General features: G+C 69.5%; 19 protein-coding genes and 2 pseudogenes. 11 read left to right on the plus strand and 10 right to left on the minus strand.

All coding sequences use genetic code 11. The annotated features are described in order from the left end of the window. Positions 1-313: 313 nt before the first annotated feature. Together OG758_RS42850 and OG758_RS42855 are read right to left on the minus strand one after the other, a co-directional pair. Entirely contained in the window at positions 314-2,038 is a 1,725-nt protein-coding gene (locus OG758_RS42850; protein ID WP_326714821.1) for an MFS transporter, read from the minus strand. Between the two features lie 87 nt (positions 2,039-2,125). Continuing rightward, the gene (locus OG758_RS42855) at positions 2,126-2,590 is read right to left on the minus strand and encodes a MarR family winged helix-turn-helix transcriptional regulator (protein ID WP_372563864.1); all 465 of its coding nucleotides are present in this window, start codon (positions 2,588-2,590) and stop codon (positions 2,126-2,128) included. Positions 2,591-2,835: 245 nt separating this feature from the next. On the opposite strand from OG758_RS42855, the gene OG758_RS42860 reads away from it, so the two are divergent. Next, positions 2,836-3,375, plus strand: a complete 540-nt coding sequence (locus OG758_RS42860; protein ID WP_326714823.1) for a YbhB/YbcL family Raf kinase inhibitor-like protein — start codon at positions 2,836-2,838, stop codon at positions 3,373-3,375. 132 nt (positions 3,376-3,507) lie between these two features. On the opposite strand, the gene OG758_RS42865 is transcribed toward OG758_RS42860, so the two are convergent. The 5 genes from OG758_RS42865 to OG758_RS42885 all read right to left on the minus strand — a co-directional run bounded on the left by OG758_RS42865 (position 3,508) and on the right by OG758_RS42885 (position 9,278). Next, positions 3,508-5,262, minus strand: coding sequence for an acetyl/propionyl/methylcrotonyl-CoA carboxylase subunit alpha (locus OG758_RS42865; protein WP_326716224.1), 1,755 nt, complete (start codon positions 5,260-5,262; stop codon positions 3,508-3,510). Further along, entirely contained in the window at positions 5,259-5,753 is a 495-nt protein-coding gene (locus tag OG758_RS42870; RefSeq protein WP_326714824.1) for a cobalamin B12-binding domain-containing protein, read from the minus strand. The genes OG758_RS42865 and OG758_RS42870 overlap by 4 nt, the downstream gene beginning before the upstream one ends. Positions 5,754-5,776: 23 nt before the next feature. Further along, positions 5,777-5,980 (minus strand): acyl-CoA carboxylase epsilon subunit, encoded by a 204-nt coding sequence (locus tag OG758_RS42875; RefSeq protein WP_326714825.1) that lies wholly within the window; start codon positions 5,978-5,980, stop codon positions 5,777-5,779. A gap of 61 nt (positions 5,981-6,041) precedes the next feature. Further along, positions 6,042-7,622, minus strand: a complete 1,581-nt coding sequence (locus tag OG758_RS42880) for an acyl-CoA carboxylase subunit beta (RefSeq protein ID WP_326714826.1) — start codon at positions 7,620-7,622, stop codon at positions 6,042-6,044. A gap of 69 nt (positions 7,623-7,691) precedes the next feature. Then, on the minus strand, positions 7,692-9,278 hold the full coding sequence (locus OG758_RS42885; RefSeq protein WP_326714827.1) for an acyl-CoA mutase large subunit family protein: 1,587 nt from the start codon (positions 9,276-9,278) through the stop codon (positions 7,692-7,694). Positions 9,279-9,399: 121 nt separating this feature from the next. Between OG758_RS42885 and OG758_RS42890 the strand changes: the two genes are divergently transcribed. From OG758_RS42890 to OG758_RS42905, 4 genes are all read left to right on the plus strand, one after another. After that, the gene (locus OG758_RS42890; RefSeq protein ID WP_326714828.1) at positions 9,400-10,086 is read left to right on the plus strand and encodes a TetR/AcrR family transcriptional regulator; all 687 of its coding nucleotides are present in this window, start codon (positions 9,400-9,402) and stop codon (positions 10,084-10,086) included. Positions 10,087-10,175: 89 nt separating this feature from the next. Then, positions 10,176-11,441, plus strand: coding sequence for an alpha/beta hydrolase family protein (locus OG758_RS42895; RefSeq protein ID WP_326714829.1), 1,266 nt, complete (start codon positions 10,176-10,178; stop codon positions 11,439-11,441). 161 nt (positions 11,442-11,602) lie between these two features. Continuing rightward, the gene (locus OG758_RS42900) at positions 11,603-11,959 is read left to right on the plus strand and encodes a hypothetical protein (RefSeq protein ID WP_326714830.1); all 357 of its coding nucleotides are present in this window, start codon (positions 11,603-11,605) and stop codon (positions 11,957-11,959) included. Between the two features lie 359 nt (positions 11,960-12,318). Continuing rightward, positions 12,319-13,134, plus strand: coding sequence for a DUF899 domain-containing protein (locus OG758_RS42905; RefSeq protein WP_326714831.1), 816 nt, complete (start codon positions 12,319-12,321; stop codon positions 13,132-13,134). A 94-nt stretch (positions 13,135-13,228) separates the two neighbouring features. Here OG758_RS42905 and OG758_RS42910 read toward each other — a convergent pair whose 3' ends face one another. Then, positions 13,229-13,609, minus strand: a complete 381-nt coding sequence (locus OG758_RS42910) for a DUF6083 domain-containing protein (RefSeq protein WP_326714832.1) — start codon at positions 13,607-13,609, stop codon at positions 13,229-13,231. A gap of 622 nt (positions 13,610-14,231) precedes the next feature. Between OG758_RS42910 and OG758_RS42915 the strand changes: the two genes are divergently transcribed. From OG758_RS42915 to OG758_RS42930, 5 genes are all read left to right on the plus strand, one after another. Then, complete coding sequence (locus OG758_RS42915) at positions 14,232-14,510, plus strand: hypothetical protein (RefSeq protein WP_405650679.1); 279 nt, start codon at positions 14,232-14,234, stop codon at positions 14,508-14,510. Positions 14,511-14,631: 121 nt separating this feature from the next. Then, positions 14,632-14,871, plus strand: a complete 240-nt coding sequence (locus tag OG758_RS49200) for a recombinase family protein (RefSeq protein WP_442810436.1) — start codon at positions 14,632-14,634, stop codon at positions 14,869-14,871. After that, complete coding sequence (locus tag OG758_RS42920; RefSeq protein ID WP_326714833.1) at positions 14,808-15,098, plus strand: hypothetical protein; 291 nt, start codon at positions 14,808-14,810, stop codon at positions 15,096-15,098. The genes OG758_RS49200 and OG758_RS42920 overlap by 64 nt, the downstream gene beginning before the upstream one ends. A gap of 118 nt (positions 15,099-15,216) precedes the next feature. Further along, positions 15,217-16,818, plus strand: coding sequence for a hypothetical protein (locus tag OG758_RS42925; protein WP_326714834.1), 1,602 nt, complete (start codon positions 15,217-15,219; stop codon positions 16,816-16,818). Positions 16,819-16,823: 5 nt separating this feature from the next. Next, positions 16,824-18,311: a serine/threonine-protein kinase gene (locus OG758_RS42930; protein WP_326714835.1), complete on the plus strand. Its 1,488-nt coding sequence runs from the start codon at positions 16,824-16,826 to the stop codon at positions 18,309-18,311. An 11-nt stretch (positions 18,312-18,322) separates the two neighbouring features. Here OG758_RS42930 and OG758_RS42935 read toward each other — a convergent pair whose 3' ends face one another. Both OG758_RS42935 and OG758_RS42940 read right to left on the minus strand, forming a co-directional pair. Continuing rightward, positions 18,323-19,531: an HAD-IIA family hydrolase gene (locus OG758_RS42935; protein WP_326714836.1), complete on the minus strand. Its 1,209-nt coding sequence runs from the start codon at positions 19,529-19,531 to the stop codon at positions 18,323-18,325. Positions 19,532-19,736: 205 nt separating this feature from the next. After that, a pseudogene (locus OG758_RS42940) lies at positions 19,737-19,937 on the minus strand (TetR/AcrR family transcriptional regulator); the annotation flags it as partial. Here OG758_RS42940 and OG758_RS42945 point away from each other — a divergent pair. Beyond that, positions 19,935-20,222 (plus strand): annotated as a pseudogene (locus OG758_RS42945) (hydrolase); the annotation flags it as partial. The pseudogenes OG758_RS42940 and OG758_RS42945 overlap by 3 nt on opposite strands. Positions 20,223-20,426: the final 204 nt, after the last annotated feature.

Below are 20,426 nucleotides of genomic sequence, written 5' to 3' on the forward strand. Positions count from 1 at the left end.
CTAGTCGGTATGTCGTCCAGTGGGCGCCGCTAAAGTGATCGGCGTCTCAGCCGGATTCGGACTTCCAAGGACGTTGCCGCGGTGGATGACCGAGCGGAAGAGCGCGGACCGGGAATGTTCGGCAGGGCTCCCCCGCATCGGCGCCCTGCGCACCGCCGAGCCCCGCGGCGTGGCCCCGGCCACCGTGGACCGGGACCGCTGCTCACCCGGTTCGAGATGCATCTGGCCGAGCACCTCGTCCCTTCGGCCCGTGCCGGCGGAGACAGCTCCGGGCTGCGGCACGGACGTGCACCGCAGCTCGGACGGCAATGGATCAGATCGCGCTGTTCCGCATCTCCGCCAGGCTGTCCTTGGTCAGGTGCCGGGGTGTGCTGTCGGGGTCGACGAGGACGACCGTGCACGTGGCGGAGTGGGTGAGGGCGGTGGTGAGACTGCCGTCGGCGAACTGGGTGACGGGGCCGCGCGGCGAGCGTCCGATGGCCACCGTACGGGCGTGCACCTCCGCCGCGTGGTGGGCGAGGGCGCGGCCCGCGGCGGCGTGGTCGCCCACGCTCGTCAGGATCTGCCCGGTGGCAGCGATGCCGTCGGCGCTGAGGCGGTCGAGGTGGGCGGTCACTGCGGCACGGGCCTGCTCGTCCGTCTCGGTGTCGACAGCCTGTTCCTCGACCACCGCGGTCTGCTGGACGTGGACGACCTCCAGCGGGCTGCCGGTGTCGCGAGCGAGCCGGGCCGCGGCGTCGACGATGGCGGCGGCCCTGTCGTGGGCGCCCACCGCGACGATGACGGGCGGCGCGTCCGTCGCAACGGCCGGGCTGCCGACGGGGGTGAGTGACGGGGCGACGGGCTCACCCTCGCCCAGCTTGGCCTCCGCCTTGCGCAGCAGACTGTGGCCGCTCGCCAGCACGGGGATGGCCAGGAGGAAGGTGGCGGCGCCCAGGTAGAAGGGGACGCTCAGGTCCGTGGCGTCGGCGAGCTTGCCCGCGACGAAGGGGGCCAGACCGCCGCCTATGAAGCGCAGGAACCCGTAGGCGGAAGAGGCCACGGGGCGCTCGACGGGGGAGACGAGCATGACGGCCTGTGTGGTCAGGGTGTTGTTGATGCCGATGAAGGCGCCGCTCACGATGACGGACACGATGACGACGGTGGGGTTGCTGACGCCGGCGGCGATGAGCGCCATCACGATGCCGAGGCCGAGCAGGTTGGCGTACAGGACGGGAGCCGTGCCGAAGCGGGCCTGCAGGCGCGGGGCGAAGAAGACGCTGAAGGCGGCCACCAGCAGGCCCCAGCCGGTGAAGACCAGACCGAGCTCGTGCGCGTTCAGCTTCATCGGGTACGGGGCGTAGCCGAGCATCGTGAAGAAGCCCCAGTTGTACAGCAGGGCCATGATGCCCATGGTCAGCAGGCCGCGGTGGCGCAGCGCCTTGAGCGGTGCGATCGGCGAGGTGGGGCGCTTCGGCTTGGGCAGTGAGGGCACGAAGGCGAGGGTCGCGACCAGCGCGATGGCCATCAGGACGGCGACGCCGAAGAACGGGCCGCGCCAGCTGATCCCGCCCAACTCCCCGCCCAGTAGCGGGCCGACGGCGATCCCGAGGCCGAGCGCGGTCTCGTACAGGATGATCGCGCCGCCGAAGCCGCCGCTCGCGGAGGCGACGATGACGGCGAGGGAGGTGGCGATGAACATCGCGTTGCCCAGGCCCCAGCCGGCCCGCATGCCGACGATGCCATTGACCGAGCCGGCCATCCCGGCCAGGGCGGCGAAGACGACGATGACGACCAGGCCCACGACGAGGGTGCGCTTGGCGCCGATGCGGCTGGATATCCAGCCGACGAAGAGCATGGCGACCGCGGTCACGATCAGGTAGCTGCTGAAGAGCAGGGAGACCTGGCTGGGTGAGGCGTGCAGGTTCTCGGCCAGGGCGGGGAGGATCGGGTCGACCAGGCCGATGCCCATGAACGAGATCACACAGGCGAACGCCACGGCCCAGACGGCCTTGGGCTGCTTGAAGGGGCTGGCGGCCTTTCCATGCGGTGCACTCATGTGCGGTTCTCTCCAAAGTGTCGAGAAGCGGTGGTGAGGGAGCGCGGACAGATTTGCGGGGTGGTGGGTGGCTGGTGGCGGGGCGCGTCAGTCGTGGGCCTGGCGGTCTTGGATGGCGCGGGCCAGGGCGGGCAGCGCGGTCCGCACGGCCTGCTGCTCCGGCTCGGTCAGCTCCCCGATGAGCAGGTCGAGAGCCCGGGCCCGCTCGGCGCGCCGCTGCCGGAAGACCTCGAGGCCGCTTTCGGTGGCCTCCACGAGGACGGCCCGGCCGTCGTTGTGGTCAGCCACACGGCGTACCAGGCCCGTGCGTTCCATGCGGGTGACGAGTTGGGTCATGTTCGGCTGGGAGACGCCTTCGGCCCTGGCGAGTTCGCTCAGTCGGTGCGGGCCTTCGCGGCCGAGCCGGCCGATCGCGGACGAGGCCGCGGTGCTCAGGCCGCCGGCGACGGCGCTGTGCCGCACGTAGCGAACCATCTGCTCCACGGCGATCATCAGGCCTTCGGCCCGGGCGTCGACTTCCGCAACCCGCTTATCCATAACGGCATTATGCATCTATGTGTAGTGTGAATCAATACCGTGTGTGGGCAGGGTGGTCGCGCCCCCGGGCAGAACTTTTCCCGGGGTGTGCGTCGCCCGCGATGGACCCCTCGCGGTCCCTTTCGGGAGGGAAGTCGCCCATTTGCGGCGTGCGGCGTATGCCGGTGTCGTGCGAGTGTCGAGGGTGTGGTCGATCAGGGCGGGTCGGTCACCGACCACTCCGCGAGCACCTGACCGCCTGACCAGAGGAGAAGAAGCACATGTCCCACTCCTTCGATCCCTACAGCGTCCTGCCCTCAGTGCCCGAGTTCGGCTTGCACAGCACGGATATCGCGGACGGAAAGTCCCTCGACGTCGCGCAGTGCAGCAGTCTCTTCGGCGGCCCCGGCGAGGACCGCTCCCCACAGCTGTCCTGGGAGGGGTTCCCGGCCGACACGCAGAGCTTCGCGGTGACCTGCTTCGACCCGGACGCACCTACGGCGAGCGGATTCTGGCACTGGGCCGTGTACGACATCCCCGCGTCGGTACACGAACTGGAGGCCGGTGCCGGTGCGCCAGGCGGGAAGTACCTTCCCGTCGGCGCGAAGATGCTGGCCAACGACGCGGGCGGGCACAGCTTCCTCGGCGCCTCGCCCCCTCCCGGGCACGGTCCTCACCGTTACATCTACGCCGTCCACGCGCTGGACACGCCCGAGCTGGCTGTGCCGGCGGCGGCATCCCCGGCATGGCTGGGCATCCAGCTCTTCACCCATGCGGTGGCGCGGGCCACGATCGTCCCGATCTTCGAGACTCCGGAGTGAGCGCGTAGGAGCGAGAGCCCGACAGCCCAGAAGAAGGTCCTCCTGGGCTGCCGGCTTCGGCCCGCCGGCCGGTGGGCGGCGACGCTCACCGTGAGCTCAGGACGCGGGCCCGAACTCGGTCCACAGGCCGTATCAGTCCTTGATCTCGCAGATGGTGGCGCCGGAGGTGATGGAGGCGCCGATCTCGGTGTTGAGGCCCTTGATGATGCCGGTGCGGTGGGCGTTGAGGGGTTGTTCCATTTTCATGGCTTCGAGGACGACGACGAGGTCGCCTTCCTTGACTTCCTGGCCTTCCTCGACGGCGATCTTGACGATGGTGCCCTGCATGGGGGAGGCGAGGGTGTCGCCGGAGGCGGCGGGTCCGGACTTCTTCGCGGCGCGTCGTTTGGGCTTGGCGCCGGCGGCGAGGCCGGTGCGGGCCAGGGACATGCCGAGTGAGACGGGGAGGGACACCTCGAGGCGTTTGCCGCCGACCTCGACGACGACGGTCTCGCGGCCGGCTTCCTCGTCGGTGTCGGTGTCGGGGGTGGCGGCGAAGGGCTTGATCTCGTTGACGAACTCGGTCTCGATCCAGCGGGTGTGGATGGTGAACGGGTCGCTGGTGAAGGCGGGGTCGACGACGACGGCGCGGTGGAAGGGGATGGCGGTGGCCATGCCTTCGACGTCGAACTCGGCCAGGGCGCGGGCGGCGCGTTGCAGGGCCTGTTCGCGGGTGGCGCCGGTGACGATCAGTTTGGCGAGCAGGGAGTCCCAGGCGGGGCCGATGACGCTGCCGGTCTCGACGCCGGCGTCCAGGCGGATGCCGGGGCCGGTGGGGGGTGCGAAGCGGGTGACGGTGCCGGGGGCGGGCAGGAAGCCGCGGCCGGGGTCCTCGCCGTTGATGCGGAACTCGAAGGAGTGGCCGCGCAGGGTGGGGTCGTCGTAGCCGAGTGCTTCGCCGTCGGCGATGCGGAACATCTCGCGTACGAGGTCGATGCCGGCGACCTCTTCGGTGACGGGGTGTTCGACCTGGAGGCGGGTGTTGACCTCGAGGAAGGAGATGGTGCCGTCGAGGCCGACGAGGAACTCGACGGTGCCGGCGCCGACGTAGCCGGCTTCCTTGAGGATGGCTTTGGAGGCGGTGTAGAGCTGCTCGTTCTGCGCCGGCGTCAGGAAGGGGGCGGGGGCCTCTTCGACGAGTTTTTGGTGGCGGCGCTGCAGGGAGCAGTCGCGGGTGGAGACGACGACCACGTTGCCGTGGGTGTCGGCCAGGCACTGGGTCTCCACGTGGCGGGGCTTGTCGAGGTAGCGCTCGACGAAGCATTCGCCGCGGCCGAACGCTGCGACGGCTTCGCGTACGGCGGAGTCGTAGAGCTCGGGGATCTCTTCGAGGGTGCGGGCGACCTTGAGGCCGCGGCCGCCGCCGCCGAAGGCGGCCTTGATGGCGATGGGCAGGCCGTGTTCGCGGGCGAACGCGACGACCTCGTCGGATCCGGACACGGGGTCCGGGGTGCCGGCGACCAGCGGGGCGCCGGCGCGCTGGGCGATGTGCCGGGCGGCGACCTTGTCGCCCAGGTCGCGGATGGCCTGCGGGGGCGGGCCGATCCAGATCAGTCCGGCGTCCAGGACGGCCTGGGCGAACTCCGCGTTCTCCGACAGGAATCCGTAGCCGGGGTGGATGGCGTCCGCGCCGGAGTCCTTGGCGGCCTGCAGCACCTTCGCCATGTCGAGATAGCTGGTGGCCGGGGTGTCACCGCCCAACGCGAACGCCTCGTCCGCCGCTCGGACATGCGAAGCGTCCCGGTCCGGTTCCGCGTAAACGGCAACGCTCGCGATACCGGCATCCCGGCACGCCCGGGCCACGCGGACAGCGATTTCGCCACGGTTGGCGATGAGGACTTTCTTCAGCATGCCGGCTCCAGCGCGGGGTCCGTGGTGGTCTCAGTGATGGCGGTCGTGTCAGTTGCGGTCAGCAGGCGGTCGACGGTCTCGACGATGCCGCCGATGCCCGCGCCGGGAGTGAACACGGCGTGGACGCCCAGCGCTTCGAGGGCTGCGATGTCGGCGTCGGGGATGATCCCGCCGACCAGGATACGGACGTCGCCGGCATCCTCTTCGGCCAGCAACTGGAGCACCCTCTCGACGATCGTCAGGTGGGCACCCGACAGTACGGAGAGCCCGAGGAGCGGCGCGTCCTCGGCGATGACGGTCGCGACGATCTGCTCCGGGGTCTGGTGCAGGCCGGTGTAGATCACCTCGTAGCCCGCGTCGCGCAGCGCCCGCGCGATGACCTTGGCACCACGGTCGTGGCCGTCGAGGCCGGGTTTGGCGATCACCACGCGAGCGCGCGGGGCCGGTACGGGACCGGCGCGATGCGCCCTCTGTTGCACGGTGTTCATGAACTCTCCGATCGGGTGGTTGTTCAGCGCGGCCAATAGGTGCGCGCCCAGGCCGCGGGCCCGTGCTGAGGCAGGGAGTTGATGCGCGAGGGGTCGGCCCATGCGTCGCGGGTGCCTGCCGCGCCGGGCGGGGTGGTGGCCGCCGCCGCGGCGCGGGCCTGGACCACCGCCAGTGCGGCGGCCAGCTCCTCGGGGGTGGGGTTGCCCCGTACGACCTTGATCATCATCGGTCGGGTCCTTTCGGGCGGCTCTTTCGGCGGTTCGTATCCGGCGGTTTCGGTCCTGGGGCTAGAGCGGGATGTTGCCGTGCTTCTTGGGCGGGAGGCTTTCGCGTTTGGTGCGGAGCTGGCGCAGGCCGCGGACGATGTGGGCGCGGGTGTCGGAGGGCATGATCACGGCGTCGATGTAGCCGCGTTCGGCGGCGGTGTAGGGGTTGAGGAGGGTGTCCTCGTACTCCTGGATGAGGCGGGTGCGGGTGGCTTCCTGCTCGGTTTCGGGGGCGGCGGCGATGGTGCGGCGGTGCAGGATGTTGACGGCTCCCTGGGCGCCCATGACGGCGATCTGGGAGGTGGGCCAGGCGAGGTTGAGGTCGGCGCCGAGGTGCTTGGAGCCCATTACGTCGTAGGCGCCGCCGAACGCCTTGCGGGTGATGACCGTGATCAGCGGGACGGTGGCTTCGGCGTAGGCGTAGATCAGTTTGGCGCCGCGGCGGATGATGCCGGTGTGTTCCTGGTCGACGCCCGGCAGGAAGCCGGGCACGTCGACGAAGGTGAGGACGGGGACGTTGAAGGCGTCGCAGGTCCGCACGAAGCGGGCGGCCTTCTCGGAGGCGTCGATGTCGAGGCAGCCGGCGAACTGCATGGGCTGGTTCGCGACGATGCCGACCGGGCGGCCCTCGACGCGGCCGAAGCCGGTGAGGATGTTCGGCGCGAACAGCGGCTGCGTCTCGAAGAACTCCATGTCGTCCAGGACGTGCTCGATCACGGTGTGCATGTCGTAGGGCTGGTTCGCGCTGTCCGGGACGAGGGTGTCGAGCTCGTCGTCCTCCGTGGTGCGGGCCAGGTCCGCCTCCTCGGGGAAGGCGGGGGGCTCGGACAGGTTGTTCGAGGGGAGGTAGGACAGGAGCGTCTTGACGTATTCGATGGCGTCTTTTTCGTCGCCGGCCATGTGGTGCGCGACGCCGGAGCTGGTGTTGTGGGTGCGGGCGCCGCCGAGTTCTTCGAAGCCGACGTCCTCGCCGGTGACGGTCTTGATGACGTCGGGGCCGGTGATGAACATGTGGGAGGTCTGGTCGACCATGATCGTGAAGTCGGTGATGGCGGGGGAGTAGACCGCGCCGCCCGCGCAGGGGCCGACCACGAGGCTGATCTGGGGGATGACGCCGGAGGCGTGGGTGTTGCGGCGGAAGATCTCGCCGTACATGCCGAGCGCCATGACGCCTTCCTGGATGCGGGCGCCGCCGGAGTCGTTGATGCCGATGACGGGGCACCCGGTCTTGAGGGCGAAGTCCATCACCTTGATGATTTTCTGGCCGTAGACCTCGCCGAGGGCTCCGCCGAAGACGGTGAAGTCCTGGGAGAAGACGGCTACCGGGCGTCCTTCGACGGTGCCGTAGCCGGTGACCACTCCGTCGCCGTAGGGCTTGTTGTCCTGGAGGCCGAAGGCGGTGGAGCGGTGGCGGGCGAATTCGTCGAGTTCCACGAACGAGCTGTCGTCCAGGAGCAGTTCGATGCGTTCACGGGCCGTCAGTTTGCCCTTCGCGTGCTGCTTCTCCACCGCGCGTGCGGAGCCGGCGTGCGTGGCCTCGTCGATCCGGCGCTGCAGGTCCGCGAGCTTCCCCGCGGTCGTGTGGATGTCGATTTCGTTCACTGATTGCTCCACCGGGGCTGACTGGTCATCTGAATGATCGGACGGATCGAAGGGGGACAGGAGGAAGGATCAGAACGTGTCGTGGGGGACGTGAACGCCCCACACGTCGCGCAGAGCGTGGGAGACCTCGCCGACCGTGGCGCGCAGGCGCAGGGCCTCGCGCATCGGGGGCAGGACGTTGTCCGTGCCGCGCGCCGCGTCGCGCAGCGCTTCGAGGGCTCCCTCGACGGCGTCGTTGTCACGGTCCTTGCGCAGGGCCGCGAGGCGTTCGCACTGGTCGGCCTCGATCTGAGGGTCGACCCGCAGCGGCTCGTACGGCTCCTCCTCGTCGAGGGCGTACTTGTTGACGCCGACCACGGTGCGTTCCTGGTGGTCGATCTCCAGCGCGATCCGGTACGCGGACTTCTCGATCTCGGACTTCTGGAAGCCCTGCTCGATCGCCGCCACCGCGCCGCCGCGGTCCTCGACGGCCTGGATCAGTTCGAGGGCCGCCGCCTCGACGTCGTCCGTCATCGACTCCATGACGTAGGACCCGGCGAACGGGTCGACGGTCTTGGTCACGTCGGTCTCGTAGGCGATGACCTGCTGGGTGCGCAGGGCGAGCCGCGCCGCCTTCTGCGTGGGCAGGGCGATGGCCTCGTCGTAGGAGTTGGTGTGCAGGGACTGCGTACCGCCGAGGACCGCACCGAGGCCCTGGAGGGCGACCCGTACGAGGTTGACCTCGGGCTGCTGCGCGGTCAGCTGCACGCCGGCGGTCTGGGTGTGGAAGCGCAGCATCTGCGACTTGGGGTTCTTGGCCTTGAACTCGTCGCGCATGATGCGCGCCCAGATGCGGCGGGCGGCGCGAAACTTCGCGATCTCCTCGAGGAGCGTGGTCCGGGCGACGAAGAAGAACGACAGGCGCGGCGCGAAGTCGTCGACGTCGAGGCCGGCGGCGATCGCGGCGCGCACGTACTCCTTCGCGTTGGCGAGGGTGAAGGCGATCTCCTGCGCGGGCGTGGCACCCGCCTCGGCCATGTGGTAACCCGAGATGGAGATCGTGTTCCAGCGGGGCAGCTCCTTGTGGCAGTACGCGAAGATGTCGCTGATCAGCCGCAGGGACTGCTTCGGCGGGAAGATGTACGTGCCGCGGGCGATGTACTCCTTGAGCACGTCGTTCTGGATGGTGCCGGTCAGCTGGTCACCGGAGATGCCCTGCTCGGCCGCGACGAGTTGGTAGAGCAGGAGCAGCGTCGAGGCAGGGGCGTTGATCGTCATCGACGTGGACACCTTGTCCAGGGGCAGGCCCTGGAACAGCGTGCGCATGTCCTCGATCGAGTCGATGGCCACGCCGACCTTGCCCACCTCGCCGCGGGCGATCGACTCGTCGGAGTCGTAGCCCATCTGCGTCGGCAGGTCGAAGGCGACGCTCAGGCCGCCCGTGCCGGCGCCGACCAGCTCGTGGTAGCGCTCGTTGGACTCCTTCGCCGTGCCGAATCCGGCGTACTGCCGCATCGTCCACGGCCGGCCGGTGTACATCGACGGATACACGCCACGCGTGTACGGGAACTTTCCCGGGGCGCCCAGCTTGGCGTCCGCGTCGAAATCCGTGAGCGACCAGCCGTCGTAGAGCGGCTGGATGGGCAGGCCGGACTCGCTCTGTGCCGCGGAACCCATGCCGGACCTCCTTCGGTACTCGATGTCATATAGACGGTACTCAGTACCATTGACTTGGGCAAGTGGCTTCCTGGCACCGAGACAGGTAAGGATGGGCGGTCATGAGTGAGGATGGATGGTCATGAGTAAGCCAGCCGCGCGGATCCGACTCGCGGACGCCGCCTTCGCGCTCTTCGACGAGCGCGGATACGAGCAGACCACCGTCGACGAGATCGCCGAGCGCGCCGGAGTGGGACGTACGACGTTCTTCCGGCACTACCGGTCGAAGGAAGACGTGATCTTCCCTGACCATGACCGGCTGCTCGCGCTGATCAAGGACAGGCTGGTCACCTCCAGCCACAGCACCGGCCTGATCGCCGTGTCCGACGCGGTCCGCCTGGTGCTGCTGCACTACATCGAGGAGGGCGACCTCGCGCGACGGCGGTACAGGCTGACCAGCAAGGTGGCGGTCCTGCGTGACCGGGAGATCGCCAGCGTGGCCAGGTACCAGCGACTGTTCCGCGAATTCATCGCGGAATGGATGGGGGACCCGACGGAGTCGGCGTCGCTAAGGGCCGAACTGATGGCGGCGTCCGTGGTCGCGGCCCACAACCACGTACTGCGCCGCTGGCTCCGGGGTGAGACCTCCGACCCGGTGGCGGAGATGGACGAGGCGATGCGCGAAGTGCTCGCGCTCTTCCCCGCGCCCTCAGGCGCCGGTGATTCCCGCGACGGCGGCACCACCGTCGTGGCCTTCCGGACCGGCCAGGACCTCGACACGCTGCTCCCCTCACTGAGGCGACTCGTTGAGGACGGCGCGGGACGCTGAGCGTTCGCGGCGTGTGGGGGATTTCCCCCAACTGCATGGTCTGGCCTGTCGGATGGTGACGTGGGCGGGCCACCGGCGAAGCTTGCGGCATGGACACCAACAGCGACACCAAGACCAAACTGACGAGCCGGCGCCGCGTGCTGGCCGCGTCCGCGCTCGGCCTCGCCTGGACGGCATCGGGCGTGCCCGGCGCGACAGCGACGGCGGTGGCAGTGGACAGTACGCCCCGCACGGCACGTATGAAGCTGCCCGCACCGACCGGGCCGTACGGCGTGGGGACGGTGTCGCTGCGCCTGGTGGACCGGCGGCGTGCCGATCCATGGGTGGCCGGTCGCAGGCGTGAGCTGATGGTGGATGTGAGGTACCCGGCCCGCTCGGTCGACTCGCACCCGCGCGTGCCGCAGATGACGAAGGGTGAGGCAGCCGGCTTCGACCGTGTGAACAACTTCGGCGACCTGCCGAAGGGCCGCATCGACTGGAGCGGAACGGAGACCTTCGCCCACCTCGGCGCGCCGCCGGACCGGCGCGGCCCGCGGCCGGTGGTGCTGTACTCGCCGGGCGTGGGTGACCCGCGCACCCTGGGCACGACGCTGACGGACGAACTGGCGTCGCACGGGTACGTGGTGGTGGCGATCGACCACACCTACGACGCGTCGGCGGTGGAGTTCCCCGGTGGGCGGGTGGAGACGACTCTGCTTCCACAGGAGTTCGAACGGGCGCAGAAGGAAGGGCCCGAAGCGGTCGTCGCCCTGATGCGGAAGACCTGTGCGGTACGGGTGGCCGATACGCGGTTCGTACTGGACGAGGTGGAGCGGGCGTTCGCCACGGGCCGCCTGGAGCGCGCGCCGATCGGCATGTTCGGGCAGTCGGCGGGAGGCTTCGCGGCGCTGCAGACGATGCATGACGACGGGCGCATCGCGGCGGCGGCGAATCTGGACGGGGTGCTCGCCTACGTGTCGGACGACCATGACGAGGGGGAGCTGTCCTCGGTGGCCCGCGACGGGGTGGACGGGCCGTTCCTCCTCATGGGCATGGACGGCGACGACCGTACGAACGTGCCGTCCTGGCGCGCGCTGTGGGAGCACAGCGACGGCTGGCACCGTGACCTCGTGCTGCGGGGTGCCCAGCATGCGACGTATACCGATGCGACGTCGATGATCCCGCAGATCGCCCGGCAGCTGGGGCTGCCGAAGGAGACGGTGACCGGCCTGGTGGGAACGGTGCCTGCGGCGCGGGCGATCGCCGTGCAGCGGGCGTATGTGACGGCGTTCTTCGACCGCTGGCTTCGTGGGCGCGCAGGCGGTCACTTCCTGGACGGACCCTCGTCGAAGTATCCGGAGGTGCGGTTCGTGTAGGACGCGGGGGCGCAAAAGTTGTGGGCGTTTGTGATGTTCGTGGCAAGTATCCGCGCGCGGGCATCCGACTGTGCTGCCATGGGGGAGTACCCGCGGTGGATGGTGAACATTCCATCGCACAAAGGGAGTTACGTGGGATTCATATGCGCAGGGGGAGCAGGATGGGTGCGGTGCTGACCGCCGCCGCACTCGCCGTCACCGTGGCAGGAGCTGCCGCGCCGTCCGCGAGCGCGGCCGGCGGATGCTGGCAGAGCGGCGGACGCTGGTGGTGCAACAACGTGTCGGGGGCGCCCGTCTACGGCACGATGGGAGCGAGCACGCAGTACCCCGATCCGAGCAGGATCGTCGGCTACATGAACTCCAACCCCAGCTGGTTCTTCTGCAAGATGGACGGCCAGAACTGGGTCGGCGGACCGCACCCGACCCGCTGGGAGTTCACGGTCGCCGACAACGGGGAGTACGGCTGGATGAAGGACACCGCGATCTCCAGCGAGACGAACCCGCTGCCCAACTGCTGAACCACCACACACACCCGCCCCGGGTTCCCGCGCGCAACTGACGGCCGCACAGCGACCGTCCTGAGCGCCGGAAGCGCGGGGCGTATGTGTCGGTGCCATGGAGGCCGACTCCGAGACCGGCCTCGCGGGCCGGCAGCCCCCGTCACCTCAGGGGATGTGGTGTCGGCGACACCTTGACGGACCCGGCGCGCCGCGTCCTGGGGCGCGTGTGTGAACTTGCCGGCCCGAAGGGGGCCGTGCAGGCTCGGCAGAGGGTTGCCCCTGCCGCGATGAGTTCCGGCCGGGTCCCGAGTCTGTTCTGGTGACCGTCGTACAACGCCGTATGACGCTGCCCGGCAAGAGACACCACGGAGGACACCATGACGACCACGCCGAACGACCCGGCCGCCGAGCTGCCCGGCCGCCCGCCCATCGTCGACCCGGCCACCTGGCAGGCCGCCCGTGACGAGCTGCTGGTCCGCGAGAAGGCCCACACCCGCGAGGGCGATGCCATCGCCGCGGCCCGCCGCCGACTGCCGATGGTGGAGTTCGACGGCAAGGTCGAGGTCGTCGGACCCGACGGCCCGGTCCCGTTCCTGGACCTGTTCCAGGGCCGCGACGAGCTCGTGGTCTACAAGCACATGTGGTACGACGGCGCACCGCCCCAGGGGCAGTGCGAGGGCTGCACCACCACGGCCTGGTCCATGAAGGACGCCGTCTACCTCAACGCCCGCGGCGTCTCGTTTGCCATCCTGACGACGGGCCCGTGGGACGAGGTGGCCTCCTTCGTCGAGTTCATGGGCTACACCCAGCCCTGGTACTCGGTGCGTGACGTGGAGGGGCCTGCCGGCGGAGGAATGGGTTACGTCACCTGCTTCCTGCGCGACGGCGACCGCGTGTTCCTCACCTACTCCACGACAGGCCGTGGCAACGAGCGGATCAATGGGTCCCTCGGCCTGCTCGACATGACGCCCTACGGCCGCCGCGAGGGGTGGGAGGACAACCCCGAGGGCTGGCCCGAGGCCGCCGAGGCCGGCTCGCCGGTGGGTGGGCATGGCGCGCCGATCTGCTGGTACTGGCGCTCGGACGCGGACGGGAACGCCGCCTGGGGCCCGACCAGCCGCCCCGTGCCGCAGTGGAGCCGCCCCGACGCGACCCCCGTGGAGACGCTCGGGCGTCACGGCCGTCACCACTGACGCGCCTTCGCCGACGGGGTGGTCGACCCGCAGGGCCACCACCCCCGTGGACCGCCTCTTACGCCGGGCTGGGTCGGCCCGGACCGCCAGAAGGTCACCCCACGTCGGGCAGCGCGTCGTCTCCGGGGGGCGGCGCCGGTTCCTGGCGCCGCGCCATCTGCTTGTTCTCATCCCGCAGTGTCGTCAGCCACGGCCACAGATCGGGCCGTCTCTGCTCGGCGCAGGCCAGCCGATGCTCGATCCGGCACCGCTGCGTCCCGTCCACGGGACACACGCCGTACATCGCCACCCGGCCGTCAGACAGCTCGATCCACCGATGCCGCGCCGGCACCAGATGTGCCGGCACCCGCATCCCGGGCTCCAGGAGAACCCAGTCGTGCTCGAGCGTGGCCACCCGATCCTGTGGCAGCCCGCAATGAGGACACCGGAACTGCCCGCCGCCGATCCTCGCGATCCCCCTGCCAGAACCCCTCATACTGCGAGCCTGCGGTCGACGGCGCCCCAACACACGTACGACTTAGGACGGGACACCTGCGCCCAGTGAGGCGTCACACGCCACACGAGGCGACATCCGCCACCTCAGGCCGCTCGCGCCCCAGGGGGAGAGGCCGGACAGGCGCCGTAGACAGGCAGCGTCAGAAACACACGTCCCCGTTGGAACCGAACGCAACCTCCCTTCACCCGCAGCATGGAGCCGGCGTCGGTGGCGCGGAAGTCGTGCAGGCCGTAGTCGTTGGAGGAGAAGCCGCCACCCCCGGTCAGGATCGGGGCTGCCGAGCCCGCCGGAGACAAGCTCGGTCTTCAGCCGGCCCCGGGCGCCGCGGTCGCGCTCGCGAAGTGGCCGGACACTTGCAAGCTGGTGACCGACGCGGAGCTCCGCGCGTTCCCACGCCGAGGGCCTCGTCCCGCAGCCCGGCTCGGATGCGAAGCCCTCCGAGAACCTCGCGGCCGCTGCGAAGCGGGAACGGCTCTGAACGGACAAGGTCCTGTCCCCGGACGCGCATACCGTCGGCGCTCGCATGCCGTGATCCAATTCGGCATATGGCGTCATCTCAAGGCACTTTGACGCACTGTCACATGCCATAAGGTGGGCTGCCGTGACCAACGGCATCGACGACATACTGGCCCCGCTCGAGCCCGTCGATCCGCGCGAGACAGCCGGCTACCGGCTCCTCGCGCAGCTCGGTGAGGGCGGCATGGGCACCGTGTACCTCTCGCACACGCGAGGCGGGCAACCCGTGGCTTTCAAGGTGATCCGACGCGAGTACGGCCAGGACCCCGACTTCCGGCGCCGATTCGAGCAGGAGGTCCGGGCCGCCCGTCGGGTTGGCAACTGTTTCTTGATTGGTAGGTCACGCTTGGCCATTTCGGGATAACTTGCCGGGATGGATCAAGGGATGGTTTCGGCGACAAGGGCTGCCCGGATATTGGGGGTGTCGACGCGGACGCTGCGCCGGGAAGCTGCCGGATGTTGAGGGTGTGGTGTTGTACGGGCGCGTGTCGTCCCGGCGGCAGCGGGGTGAGGGTGACCTTAACCGGCAGATGGCCCGGCTCAGAAAGGCTGCTGCCGGGCGCCCGGTTGTGGGCGAGTTCTTCGATGTCGCCTCTGGCCTCTCGGACCAGCGGCGGGGGCTGCGTAGGGTGTTGACGTTGTGCCAGCGGCCGGAAGTGCAGTGCTGCTGGTCGAGCACGAGGAACGCCTTGCTCGGTTCGGGGCAGGGGTCATGCGGGATGTGATGCTGCCGGCGTTCGGTGTGGCGCTGGAAATCACCGGTACGGATGAAGACCTGGACGCTTCGCAGGAATCGGAGCTGGTGCGGGACATGCTGGCCGTGGTCACCTTTTTCTCCGGAAGGTTGTACGGGCAGCGCTCCGCGAAGGCCAGGGCGCTGAACGAAGGCAGTCAAGTCCACTGTCTTTTCCCCGGACTTGCAGGACATGCTTGGCCATCGCTGGTTGGGTGATCTTGTCGATGTGAGGGGAGGTCGGCCAGTGGCACGTAAGGAGCGAGGTAAGCGGCTTCGCGTACTGGCTGACCCTTTCACCGTCGCCGCCCCGTCTGGGGCCCGGATACGGGACCGTGTGCATGCCACCGGCGCTGACGCCGAAGTCCTCACGCTGGCCGGCCGGCATCTGGGTCACCATCAGCGAGTCGACCTCGCCCGGCGAGTCGAGATCGGCAAGGTGTGCGTCAAGGACAATCAGCGCACCGAGCGGAAACGCTCGCTGACGAAGCACTCGTCGTCGCGCATGGCTGGCGCGATGACCAGGGCGAGCGAGGACCAGTACCAGCTCTCTTTGCGGTGCCTGTACGACGAAGCGTCCTCGCTCCGCCGGGCGATCCGTGCCATCACCCGCCGCCTGGCTGTTGCGTGCGGGACCAAGAAGGGCAAGGTCCGCGGCTACCGGGACCAGGCCGAACACTTCGACAAACGGCGCCGCATGCAGGTCCTCAATGCGCGCCTCGCCCGAGTCGAGCAGCGCATTGCCGAGGGGCGGCCGAGCATTGTGGTCGGCGGGCGCCGCCTGGCGAAGACCCGGCACAATCTGGCCAAGGCCCGGCTCACCGAGCAGCAGTGGCGCGAACGGTGGGACGCTGAGCGGCTGTTTCTCACCGCTGACGGGGAGTCGGGGGCACCGTTCGGGAACTACACCATCAGCGTGGACCCGAACGATGGCAGCGTGACGGTCGTCCTGCCCGAGCCTCTGCGGCACCTGGCGAATCAGCCTCGTGGCCGGTACCGGCTGTCCTGCACCGTGCAGTTCTCGCACCGCCGTGACGAGTGGCTAGACCGCGTGAGCGCGAACCGTGCCGTGCGGTACGACTTCGTCCACGATCCCGAGCGCGGACGCTGGTACCTCGATGCGTCCTGGGGCGCTGACACGGCCGTGCTGCCCACTCCGCAGGAGATCCGGCGGTTTGGTGAGCGGACGATCGGCATCGACCTCAACGCCGATCACCTGGCCGCCTACGTGTTGGACCCCCACGGAAACCCGATCGGCCAGCTCCACAGCATCCCCCTCGACCTGGTCGGCCCGGCATCGCAGCGGGACGGCCGACTGCGCGAGTCGATCAGCCAACTCATCACGCTCGCCCGGCGCCACAACTGCGCCGGGATCGTGGTGGAGAACCTCAACTTCGACGACGCCCGCGCCACCGGCCGCGAGCGGATGGGGCGAGGCCGGCGCGGCAAGACCTTGCGCCGCACCGTCGCCGGTATCCCGACCGCACGGTTCCGGGAACGGCTGCGCGGCATGGCATTCCACGCCGGCCTCGTCGTCATCGCCGTCGACCCGGCCTACACCAGCATCTGGGGCGAGAGGTACTGGAAGACCCCGCTCCAGGAGACCAACAAGAAGACCACGGTCACACGGCACCACGGTGCCGCTGTGGCTATCGGCAGGCGTGGCCTGGGACACAGGATCCGGCGTCGGCCAGGTGTGACCGTAAGCGACCAGAGGATCGCTTCGCGGAGAGCTGCCGGCCAGACCGTATCCGTTCCCAGGCCACGTGGGACCGTGAGCCCACCCAGGACAGCGAGCGCGCCCGTACCGGGCGGTAAGACTCGACTGGACCGAGGTGACCAACTCGCGCTGTTCCTCGACCCCGAAGACCGTTCGTGGGGTCACCGGATCACCTATCCGGTTTGTCGCGATTCGGCCAACACTGGCCAATCACGATAGGAACGGTGCAGGGCTACCACCTCGTACCGGTCGTCGACCACGACACCGCGGGCGCACTTCCCTGGATCGCCTCGGCGTTCGTGCCCGGCCTCTCGCTCGCCGACGCCCTCGCCGCGTACGGGCCGCTGCCCCTGCCCGCCGTCTTCCAGCTGGTGGGGTGCACGGCCCGGGCCCTCGGCTCAATCCACGCGGCGGACGTCGTGCACCGCGACCTGAAGCCCGGCAACATCCTGCTCGGTTCGACCGGTCCTTACGTCATCGACTTCGGCATCGCCCAGGCGGCCGACGCCACCCAGCTCACCCGCAGCGGCGGGGTCATCGGTACGCCGCAGTACATGTCGCCCGAACACGCGCTGGGTGAACCGGTCACCGCGGCCACCGATCTGTTCTCGCTCGGCCTCATCGCTGCGGTCGCGGCGACCGGACGGCATCCGTACGGCGAGGGCGGCGCGACCGCCCTCGGGGTGCGCATCGCCAACACCGAGCGCACACCCCCGGACCTGAGCGGCTACCCGGCGCCGCTGCGGACGTTGCTGGAGCGATGTCTCACCGCCGAACCCGCGGCCCGCATCACGACAGACGAACTCGCCGAGCTGTGCGAGCGGGAGGCCGGTCGGCCACTGCGCACGTTCGACAGCTGGCTGCCGGCGCCGCTCATGGAGCGCATCGCACGCCGGGAGGCGGCTGCCGCACGGCCCCCGGCGCCCACGCCGACACCTACGGCCACGCCCACCCAGCCCGATGCCGCCGCGCACCTGGCAGGCCAGCCCACCGTGTCCGCCCTGCCGCCCCCGTCGACACCCCCGCCCGGCCCGGCGCATGCGCCGTGGTCGACGAACACGCCCTCACCCACGCCCGCCAAGCGCACCCGCACTCCGCTGCTGGCCGCCGCCGGCGTCGTCGCCGTGGCCCTCGCCGTGATCGTCACGTGGGCGATCGCGAGGCCCGACGGCGGTACGGAGGGCGCAAGCGGCACCGGCGCGGACGGTAAGCACTCCGGCACCCCAACCGCCACCTCGTCACCGTCGACCTCGTCCTCTCCCTCGCCGAAGGACGCGTACACGCTCGTCTTCAAGGACAAGCCCCTCACCCTGCGGGCTCCGGCCTACAACACCGGCACACACGTGGACCTGGACGCGCCGAAACTGTTCCCCGACGGCGAGATCGGACAGGACGACGGCATGGAACTCACCTACCAGGACTGGGGCGACTCCGACCTGCGCTTCCTCACCCCCATGGGCAGGAGCACCGGCACGACGCCCGAGGCATGCAGCAGCGGCGTGGACACCGACGCGCTCCCGGCCGCGATCTCCGCCGACGACCTGGACGCGGGGAAGACCCTGACCAAGGGCATGGTGTTGTGCACCGTCACCGGCGACGACAACCTGGCGATGCTCCGTATCACCGACGTCGTACCCGACACCAAGCAGGGTTTGTCCAGCGACATGCCTGACTACGTCACCACGCTGACCCTCTGGAAGAGCAACAAGTAGGGCCATGGTGCTCAGCGGGAGTCCGAGGCCATCCGTTCGAGGAGGTCGGGGAGCGCGGCGAAGGAGTGGAGCACATGATCAGGTGTGCCGTCGGCCGAACGGTGGGTCTCCGGAAGGTACTTGCCTGTCTTGACGAGGGTGCCGGTGATGCCGCTGCGCTGGGCGGCGAGCACGTCGGACTCGATGTCGTCGCCCACCATGAGGGTCGCGGACGCATCGGCGCCCAGGTGGGTGAGCGCGGCGGCGAAGAATGCCTCGGACGGTTTGCCGGTGATGGTCGCCTCGACCCGGGCGGCCCGCTCCAGCCCGAGGAGGAAGGCGCCCGTGTCGAGGTCGAGCCCGTCGGCCGTGCGCCAGTAGAGGTTCCGGTGCATGGCTACGAGGTGCGCTCCGCGCTGCAGGTGGTGGAAGACGCGGTTGAGGGCCGCGTAGCCGAACTCGTCCCCTGCGCCGCCGACCACTACGACGTCCACGTCCGCCTGTGCCTCTGGCTCCACAAGCGTCACGCCCGTCAGATCGTCCTGGATGTCGCCGGCGTTGAGCAGCAGGCAGCGCGCGCCCGGGTGGTTCTCGCGAAGGTGGGCGGCTGTGACGGCAGGGGCGGTGAGGATGTCGTCGACCGAGACGGGAAACCCGGCCCCCGTAAGCCGTGCGCAGATCGACGCGCGTGTACGTGAGGTCGTGTTGGTGACCAGCGCGAGGGGGAGCCCCGCGGCGCGCAGCCGCTCCATGGCCTCGACGGCGCCGGGGAGAGGCTCCCAGGAGACCGTGAGTACTCCGTCGATGTCGATGAGGACCGCGCGGATCGCGGGGGCTCGTTCTCGCTCCATGGGGCGACGGTAGTCGCCGCGCGGCTGAATCCGCGGTGCAAGCTCTCCGAGTCGCCGGTCCATCCCGGTGAGAGCGTGTGTGAGAAGTCGGTGTACAGCTGAGAATCCTCTCTGACCTGCGCGGACGCGGCGCGTGAGGGCTACCGGTGCACTCTGGGTGCACCGACGGGGTGTCGGGGGCCCGGAGAACAGTGGGCGCACCCGGGCGGCCGTGCCGCTGGATGCTTCGGCTTCGGTCTTACACCCGAACAGGCGCTCGCGCCCGCATTCACGGGGGCGGCGGGACAGCCGGACACCCAGCCGAAGGAGTAGGCCCGGCCGGGCGCGATAGCGGGCGTCAGCCCGGACGACGACGGCAATTCCGCGACTCGCATCACAGGTCTTCGCCATGGCAGAGCACGTCGCTGGCCGGTTACGACACCGTTCCCCTCCCGATGGGCCTGACCGACCGTCACGCCGAGATCAGAAGTTCGGCCCGCTCGTAGCCGATGAGCATGTGCCGGAATCCCTCGGTCGGACCACTCACCGACGTTGATCGCCGGCGCGAGTTCTCGACACTGCCCACCAGCGTGTACGGGATCAGGGGGTGAGTTGATCACTTGAGGGTGCTGTCGTTTGCCGACACCTCGGAGCTCGTCGGCCGGCTCGGGCGGATCGCGGCCTCGATGTGGGCGAGTTGGGCGGCGAAAATCTCTTCGAACGCGGCGCGGCGGTCTGCCCCGAGGGGGCGGACCTCGCGGGCGAAGTGGGCCAGGGCGGGGAAGCGTTCGGGGTCGGCACCCAGCACCGCCGGGCGCAGATGCAACGCACCGTCGCGGTCGTCTCCCAAGAGGGAAAGGCGATCGACTACGGCCTCGGTCTGCACCCGATGGAGGCTCCCGGTCAGGGCACCTTCTGGGGCCATGGCGGGACGGTCTGGGGTGGTGGAGCGCTGGCCATGACCAGTGCCGACGGCAAGCGGCAGATGTCCGTCGCGGTGAATCTGCAGAGGTGGAACAGGCTCGACTCCGCGGGCAGGCCGCAGCCACATCCCATCGACGACGCGTTTGCGGCTCTCTACCGCGTGGCGATGTACGGCTGACCAGGCCGGAGAGAGAGTCCCTCTCATCGACCGCACGTATCCCGGGACGGGGGAGTTGCCGCAGGGGGCGTGGTGGGACTTGGACATTGTTGCCTGGGACCCGGGGCGGCTGTGTCTGGGCGCCAGGCACGACGTCTCGTATGCCCACGGCTCGGAGTTGGTGTTCGGTGACCCAGTCTTCGTCACGTGTCCTGCGACCTTCCA

The sequence above is a fragment of the Streptomyces sp. NBC_01474 genome, from assembly GCF_035918215.1.
GTDB lineage: Bacteria > Actinomycetota > Actinomycetes > Streptomycetales > Streptomycetaceae > Streptomyces > Streptomyces aureus.

What these genes read in the sequence shown, in the direction of transcription:
- OG758_RS42875 (WP_326714825.1), bottom strand. Translation starts at nt 5,980, where the DNA reads ATGATGATCAAGGTCGTACGGGGCAACCCCACCCCCGAGGAGCTGGCC.
- OG758_RS42935 (WP_326714836.1), bottom strand. Translation starts at nt 19,531, where the DNA reads ATGGCGAAGACCTGTGATGCGAGTCGCGGAATTGCCGTCGTCGTCCGG.
- OG758_RS42910 (WP_326714832.1), bottom strand. Translation starts at nt 13,609, where the DNA reads ATGAGGGGTTCTGGCAGGGGGATCGCGAGGATCGGCGGCGGGCAGTTC.
- OG758_RS42905 (WP_326714831.1), top strand. Translation starts at nt 12,319, where the DNA reads ATGACGACCACGCCGAACGACCCGGCCGCCGAGCTGCCCGGCCGCCCG.
- OG758_RS42860 (WP_326714823.1), top strand. Translation starts at nt 2,836, where the DNA reads ATGTCCCACTCCTTCGATCCCTACAGCGTCCTGCCCTCAGTGCCCGAG.
- OG758_RS42890 (WP_326714828.1), top strand. Translation starts at nt 9,400, where the DNA reads ATGAGTAAGCCAGCCGCGCGGATCCGACTCGCGGACGCCGCCTTCGCG.
- OG758_RS42870 (WP_326714824.1), bottom strand. Translation starts at nt 5,753, where the DNA reads ATGAACACCGTGCAACAGAGGGCGCATCGCGCCGGTCCCGTACCGGCC.
- OG758_RS42885 (WP_326714827.1), bottom strand. Translation starts at nt 9,278, where the DNA reads ATGGGTTCCGCGGCACAGAGCGAGTCCGGCCTGCCCATCCAGCCGCTC.
- OG758_RS42855 (WP_372563864.1), bottom strand. Translation starts at nt 2,590, where the DNA reads ATGCATAATGCCGTTATGGATAAGCGGGTTGCGGAAGTCGACGCCCGG.
- OG758_RS42895 (WP_326714829.1), top strand. Translation starts at nt 10,176, where the DNA reads ATGGACACCAACAGCGACACCAAGACCAAACTGACGAGCCGGCGCCGC.
- OG758_RS42900 (WP_326714830.1), top strand. Translation starts at nt 11,603, where the DNA reads ATGGGTGCGGTGCTGACCGCCGCCGCACTCGCCGTCACCGTGGCAGGA.
- OG758_RS42850 (WP_326714821.1), bottom strand. Translation starts at nt 2,038, where the DNA reads ATGAGTGCACCGCATGGAAAGGCCGCCAGCCCCTTCAAGCAGCCCAAG.